7 protein-coding genes are annotated in these 6,809 nt (G+C 43.6%); 4 read left to right on the forward strand and 3 right to left on the reverse strand.

Annotated features, from left to right (window positions below; genetic code table 11):
- The first annotated feature begins 9 nt into the window (after positions 1-9).
- Positions 10-996 (forward strand): GTP 3',8-cyclase MoaA, encoded by a 987-nt coding sequence (gene moaA, locus F6K49_RS33075; RefSeq protein WP_293065949.1) that lies wholly within the window; start codon positions 10-12, stop codon positions 994-996.
- 66 nt (positions 997-1,062) lie between these two features.
- Here moaA and rpsD read toward each other — a convergent pair whose 3' ends face one another.
- Positions 1,063-1,671, reverse strand: a complete 609-nt coding sequence (rpsD, locus tag F6K49_RS33080) for a 30S ribosomal protein S4 (protein ID WP_293017903.1) — start codon at positions 1,669-1,671, stop codon at positions 1,063-1,065.
- 79 nt (positions 1,672-1,750) lie between these two features.
- Between rpsD and F6K49_RS33085 the strand changes: the two genes are divergently transcribed.
- Positions 1,751-1,933: a hypothetical protein gene (locus tag F6K49_RS33085; protein ID WP_293017902.1), complete on the forward strand. Its 183-nt coding sequence runs from the start codon at positions 1,751-1,753 to the stop codon at positions 1,931-1,933.
- A gap of 135 nt (positions 1,934-2,068) precedes the next feature.
- Here F6K49_RS33085 and F6K49_RS33090 read toward each other — a convergent pair whose 3' ends face one another.
- Positions 2,069-3,031, reverse strand: coding sequence for a deoxyhypusine synthase family protein (locus F6K49_RS33090; protein ID WP_293103475.1), 963 nt, complete (start codon positions 3,029-3,031; stop codon positions 2,069-2,071).
- A gap of 781 nt (positions 3,032-3,812) precedes the next feature.
- Here F6K49_RS33090 and F6K49_RS33095 point away from each other — a divergent pair.
- A complete protein-coding gene (locus tag F6K49_RS33095; RefSeq protein ID WP_293065944.1) occupies positions 3,813-4,529 on the forward strand; it encodes a thermonuclease family protein in 717 nt (238 codons plus the stop codon).
- A gap of 182 nt (positions 4,530-4,711) precedes the next feature.
- Positions 4,712-4,909, forward strand: a complete 198-nt coding sequence (locus F6K49_RS33100) for a hypothetical protein (RefSeq protein WP_293065941.1) — start codon at positions 4,712-4,714, stop codon at positions 4,907-4,909.
- Positions 4,910-5,378: 469 nt separating this feature from the next.
- Here the strand turns inward: F6K49_RS33100 and F6K49_RS33105 are convergent.
- A partial coding sequence (locus F6K49_RS33105; RefSeq protein WP_293103479.1) for a hypothetical protein occupies positions 5,379-6,809 on the reverse strand: 1,431 nt, incomplete at its 5' end.

Raw genomic sequence — 6,809 nt, forward strand, 5'->3', positions numbered from 1 at the left:
CCAGCAATTATGAATACTGTAGACTATCTCCGGATTAGCTTGATTGACCGCTGCAACTTCCGTTGTCAGTACTGTATGCCTCAAGGAGCAGAACTTGACTATATCCTACGGCAAGAATTACTCACTGATCAAGAACTGCTGACTCTGCTCAAGGAGGTGTTTATCCCGGTAGGATTTAGAAAGTTTCGCCTCACCGGAGGTGAACCCCTATTGCGTCCAGGTGTAGTGGAGTTAGTTAGAGCGATCGCATCTTTACCCGAAACACAAGATTTAGCCATGACTACCAATGCCTTTTTACTGGCTGGTATGGCAAAGGAACTCTACCAGGCGGGTTTACGGCGGATTAATATTAGTCTGGACTCCCTCAATCGAGAGACATTTCACAAAATTATTGGCAATCGGGGACGTTCGCGCTGGGAACAGACTTGGGAAGGGATAAAAGCTGCCCATCAGGTTGGATTTGACCCGTTAAAGCTGAATGTGGTGGTAATTCCAGGAGTTAATGACCAGGAAGTGCTGGATTTAGCTGCTCTAACCATTGACCGCTCCTGGCACGTTCGATTTATCGAGTTTATGCCCATCGGGAACTCCCAGCTATTTGGTGAGCGGGCGTGGGTACCTTCGGAAGAATTACGGCAACGGATTCGTGAACGCTGGGGTTTGATAGAATCAAGTGTCCGGGGTAATGGCCCAGCTGATGTGTTCCAGATTTCTGGTGCCAAGGGCACCCTGGGATTTATTAGTCAGATGTCAGAATGTTTTTGCGATCGCTGCAATCGGATGCGTCTATCTGCTGATGGTTGGCTGCGTCCCTGCCTACTTAATGAACAAGGTCAAGTTGACTTAAAAACTGCTCTACGCAGCGGCGTTGATACCGCTGACTTAAGAGAGCAGGTCAGACAGTTGCTGATGATTAAACCAGAAATCAATTTCAAGGAGAGAGACTCTGGTACCGATGGTTTATATACAAGGACGATGTCACAAATTGGCGGATAGTTTTTTAGGTTACAGGTTAGTCAGGTTGAACGCGATCGCGTTCAACCTGTTAACTTTCAACCCGGGTTAGACTTTCCTGGAGTAGTACTCAACCACCAGTAGCTCGTTAATTTGTAATGCTACCCATTCCCGATCAATAATCCCATTCACCTTCCCAGTGAAGGTGTTCTTATCAAACTCTAAATGGCTAGGAAGGTTTGCTAAGCCAGGAAATTCCAAGTTGCGTTCTACTAGACGGCGGGATTGATCACGGTTTCTAACCGCAATCACATCCCCAGGGCGACACTGATAGCTAGCAATATTAACTACTTGACCATTTACAGTAACATGACCGTGATTCACGAGCTGACGAGCAGCTGGGATGGTACCTCCCATACCCATGCGGAAGACTGTGTTATCCAGTCGCATTTCTAGCAGTTGCAGCAAAGCTTGTCCAGTGGAACCGGTGGCTCGACGAGCTTTACGGACATAGCGAATTAACTGCTTTTCAGTCACTCCGTAGTTATAGCGGAGTTTCTGCTTTTCTTCGAGACGGATCGCATATTCTGAGCGTTTCCTACGGTTTTGACCATGTTGACCTGGGGGATAGGCACGGCGGGGTGTTTTACGACTTAAGCCGGGCAAATCACCCAGGCGGCGAACCACCCGCAGACGCGGGCCTCTATATCGAGCCATATAAGTTCCTCTGTACTATATTGTGTACTATCTTTACTAAAGATTTCCCAAAACTATTATCATACAATTTATTAGGGCAGTGGGGATAAGGAAATTGCCATGGGGAAAATTTCCAGCAGGTGTTAGGTCAATAGCCCTATCTACGGAAATTTCTATACTGCAAACCACCTTAGTGCTATATAACGGGATTAGCGCTACCCAACCCATACGCGATCGCTTCACGAAAGAAGGCGGGGTAAAGGCTTTGACGCAACTACCCTAAATAATCACTTCTAGGTTTATATCATGTCCGGATAATTAGTGATAAAAAACCATCTCCGATTAAACCTTATTCCTTTACTTCTGCCAAATGGCTTCGATTGGGCACAAGCGTGTAAGTATTCAACCGGACATGATTTTACTGACCCAGGACGTAATTAAAAATCAGCGGAGCTACAATTGATGCATCCGATTCAATCACGTAACTAGGGGTGTCCGTATCAAGTTTGCCCCAACTAATCTTTTCACTAGGTAGTGCGCCACTGTAGGAACCGTATGAGGTGGTACAATCGCTAATTTGGGCGAAGTAACTCCACAACTTACAGTCTTCCTTGAGATCCTGGTGGATCAGTGGCACAACGCAGATGGGAAAATCTCCAGCAATGCCACCCCCAATTTGAAAGAATCCCATGGAAAAATCTCTGGTATTTTCCTTATACCAATTAACAAGAAATACCATCAGCTCAAGACCGCTCCGCACAACATTCAAGCGACTGATATTTCCTTTAATAACTTCAGAAACCAAGAAATTTCCCAGAGTTGAATCCTCCCATCCAGGAACAAAAATAGGAATTTGTTTCTGCCATGCTGCCATCACCCATGAGTCACGAGTATCAATTTCATAATAGTCTTTAAGCTCTTGACTTTCAATAAGTTTATAAATGAACTCGTATGGGAAAAAGCTTTGGCCAGATTGATCAGCTGCTTTCCACAGTTTCAGCAGATGCCGTTCAATTTTCCTCATCGCTTCTTCTTCAGGAATACAGGTATCAGTAACTCGATTCATACCGGACTCAAAAAGAGCCTTTTCCTCTTCTGGTTTCAGTGAACGATAATCCGGTAATCTCTTATATTTAGCGTGGGCAACCAGATTGAATATATCCTCTTCAAGATTGGCTCCGGTACAGCAAATGGCATGTACCTTGTCTTGGCGAATCATTTCAGCCAGAGAGATACCGAGCTCTGCTGTACTCATGGCACCAGCCATAGTCAGAAACATTTTATTACCAGATTCCAGGTGTTTCACCCATCCTTCAGCCGCCTGAACACACACGGCTGCATTAAAGTGTCGAAAATTTCTGTTCATGAACTCTCGAATCATCGTTTTTCCTCCAATAGTGGGTATTACAGTTGAGTACTTTACAGAACTATAGATAAACGTTCTAGAAACAGCAGAATCACCCATTGAGCAAATGGGAAAAAACCGGAAGCAGCAGTTAGTTAAGAGCCTTGATGAAAAACTGGCGACTGCCAACTTGAACTCTCCCTCAGCTAAAGCAAGAAGGAAACAAGCTACGATATCAAGTCTTCATATAATTGAAAACATCGTACCGTTCGCTCCGGAGCAAAACTCCAAGGCTGACTTTGATTAGACTTAAGCCTTGATGTAGTGCCTGATGGGGAGCCAGCTAGGTTTTTTTTTCAGCACCAAACACTGCTAGAAAATCCTTATCTAGTCAACTAGCTTTTGAGGTGTATGATTCCTCGTCACAAATTTAGTAGACAAGGGGAATCACGCCCCTAACTTGTTTTTATCCCCGCCGCTTGTACACAAGGGGTTTCAACTGGGTTTGAGATCAAGAAATCCCTGATCACCAGCAACGCTTCTCGATTTGGTGTTGTTTTTAACAATTATCACGAATTCCTATGATATATCAATCTGGTAACACCTGTCTTGAAGGTTACTGGTGGAACGGACAGGGAAATAAGTGACCTCCCTCATCTGGCGTTGCTCCCGTTGTGGGATTATTGAAGGGAATGGACAGCCAGTAAGTGTTTTGCTATGGTTAGTCTTAAATCTAGAATAGCATCGGCTGTTGATTTGAGGCACTGATGGCCTGTTCACCGATTACTTTTATCTGAGTCCTGATACGATTTACGCCATGACAGACTTGATTAGTGAAATTTTAAGTAAAGTAGGGTCAGTTGCTCCTCAAGTACCGCCATACTTTGAGTCCCTAGAGACCTACGCTGTTAAGAAAGTTTCCGATGCTGACACCATTGATGTGATTGATGGCTCCGGAGAAGAGATTACAGTGCGCTTCGTTTACATTGATGCACCAGAAACTCCTAAGGGGTGGGGTTACAAAAAACTTGAGGATAAAAATCAGGACAATGCCCTCTATCAAAGTCAATTTAAGTGGGGCAACGAAGGTAAAGACTGGGTCAAACAGTTGGTAGAAGAAAATGGTAATAAAGTTAAATTGAGAATTACCGACATCGACACTCGCTACAATCGTAGGATTGGCGAAGTTTACTTATTGGATGGCACATTTCTTCAGCATAGTTTAGTCAAAGAAGGATTAGCACTGATTTATTACGATTATTTTAGTAAGTGCCCTCGTGAGATGGCTATCTCTCTTCTGTTGGCAGAGGCAGATGCGGAACGCCAAGGAAAAGGGTTATGGCAAGAACCGAAGTCAGGATTTATCGAGCCTTGGTTGTTTCGTCCCCTTAAGAAAAAGCAAAAAGCCCTGCTTGAAGACCCAGATGCAGATCAGCAGCTGGCAGAAAAAATTCAAACCCTCTATGAAGACCTAGAAGCTGGCAAGATCACTAAAGATCAGTTTGAGGATAGGTTTAAGGAGACGCTGAAGTAAGATAGCAGTTCTCAATTGGTTGAGGTAATTTTGTTCTGGGTTTTAGGGAGTAGGGAGTAGGGAGTAGGGAGTAGGGTTAAGAACATTGAATGTAGGTGATCTAGCCATTTGCCTATAAGTTAATTAATAAAATTGGACAAAAAAGATACAGTCCACTTATATATTTGCAATAATCAATACTTATGTTGAATGCCAACTGCTCTATTCCCTATTCCCTATTCCCTATTCCCTATTCCCTATTCCCTATTCCCTATTCCCTATTCCCTATTCCGAAGTTCTCTAAAAACTTTTATATCCAAAAGATTAGCCTAATTAAGGGCAAAAAAAGGATTAACTTAGAAACCGCTACAGGGGTGCATGTCAGTTTTGTTAATCCCTGATTCAGATCCCCCGTTTCCCTTAATAAGGGGGACTTTTCAATCTAATTCCCCCCTTTTTTAAGGGGGGTTAGGGGGGATCTATGTACCTAATTACAAAGTTGACATGCTCCCCCGCTCCAGCTCCAGATTTAGTAGTATAAATTGATATTACCAGTAGTTCTATGAACCGTTTTGCTGTGTATGCAGAGTTAGGGGTTTCAGAAGTTTGGCGTTATGATGGTGAATCTTTTGAGATTTATCAGTTACGATATCGAGAATATAGTCTTTGTCAATAAAGTTTGGCTTTTCCTGGTTTACCTATAGGGTAAATTGAGGTATTTTTAGCAGAGGTGGACACCAAAGATTATTTGCAGTTGGTAGCATAATTTCGGAGTTGGGTGAGGAAGCGTTAAACTCGTCTAAATTCTCAACATCCCCTTTGATATCAGAAGATGTTGAAGAAAGTTTCTAAAGCATTAGATTGCAGAGTCTAAGCAACCGTCCCAGTAATAGAGTATTGTCCTAAGCTGCCGTAATCACTATATCCGGTAACTAAGTTTCCTTGGCCAGTACCATCAATGCTTAGATAATACTGTCCTGGATAGAGGTTAAGATTAAAGCTAGCGGACAGAGAACCGATGGGATTAGAAGAGCTAATCAGTTGACCGGAAGCATTATATAGCCTAGCCAGAATGTCTAAATTAGGTCCTCGCTCAAAAGGCTGAATATCTAGGGCTATGTTGCCCGTTGTTGAATTGAACGTGAACCAGTCAATGTCGTTATTTTGTTCAATAATGCCATAAGTTTCCACCTGACCATCATTGAAAGATAGCGCTGCTGCACCGATGAGACTGTTACTATAATCGTCCAGGCGATAGCCAAAACCATTTTGCCCAGTGATGATGTCTAGGTCATCTTCTTGGTTGCTGGCACCGATATACTCACCCTTGCTCCATTGAGTTAGATTTCTATCGTTGCCCTCTCCCATAATAGGAGCCCACCCTGTTTCGACACTGCCATTGCCATGACCATTGTAGTACTCGTTGGTTAAATTACCGTCATGTGTAAGACCCAAGGTATGAGCTACCTCATGGCTAATAGTTTCAGCCACCGCTTTCTCACTGCCTCCAGCGCGATTCTCTGAAAAAACAAAGGTGGGGGTATCACTGTTCCAGTTGAATGAATTAATATAACCCACACCACCGGTACCTTCTTGAAACCAGGAACCATCTCCCCCAATCACAACGCGAATGCCCCATTGGGAATCACTATTACTAGTTTTTTTGAGTTGGTCATCGGACGGTTGGGCAGTAGTCACATTGACATTAAAGGGACTAAAGTCTTCGGCCACCCGTTGCCAAATGCGCCAAATGGTCTCTGTTTCAGCAGTGGAAAAATTTGAAGTATCCCCATCCGTGTCATAGGCAGGGGTCACAATGGAATTCCCGAAGTTCTGGTTCCATGGGGTATTTGTGGTAGTATGACCATCAAAGTCAAGGTAAATAACGTGGTCTGCGTCTGGATTGCTGTTGAGGGAAAAGACTTGGTTCGGGCTCAAGGGCTGATAGGTATTTGGTTTAGTAGTTGCAGTAATTCCAGTAGTGGTAGTACTTTCAGGTAACTCTAAATCATCGGAAACAATGCCATTGCTACCAGAAGCGTAGGGTCTGACCTGGGCAAAGTAAGTCCCACTGCTAGCACTGTAGTTGATCACATCGTTAGCATTGCTACCCTGTAAAAAGCTAGCCACCTTTTGCTTGCCAAAGTCCAAGATGCCATTATTCTTAGTGTTCCGGTAGAGTCTGAAGTTAGCATTATCACCAGCACTAATATTGTATAGATTGAGTTTAATTTGACCGTTGTTTGAGACCCTAAACTTAAACACATCAGTGCGGTCTAAGAGCCTAAACTCCCCATTGCG

The sequence above is a fragment of the Moorena sp. SIO3I6 genome, from assembly GCF_010672095.1.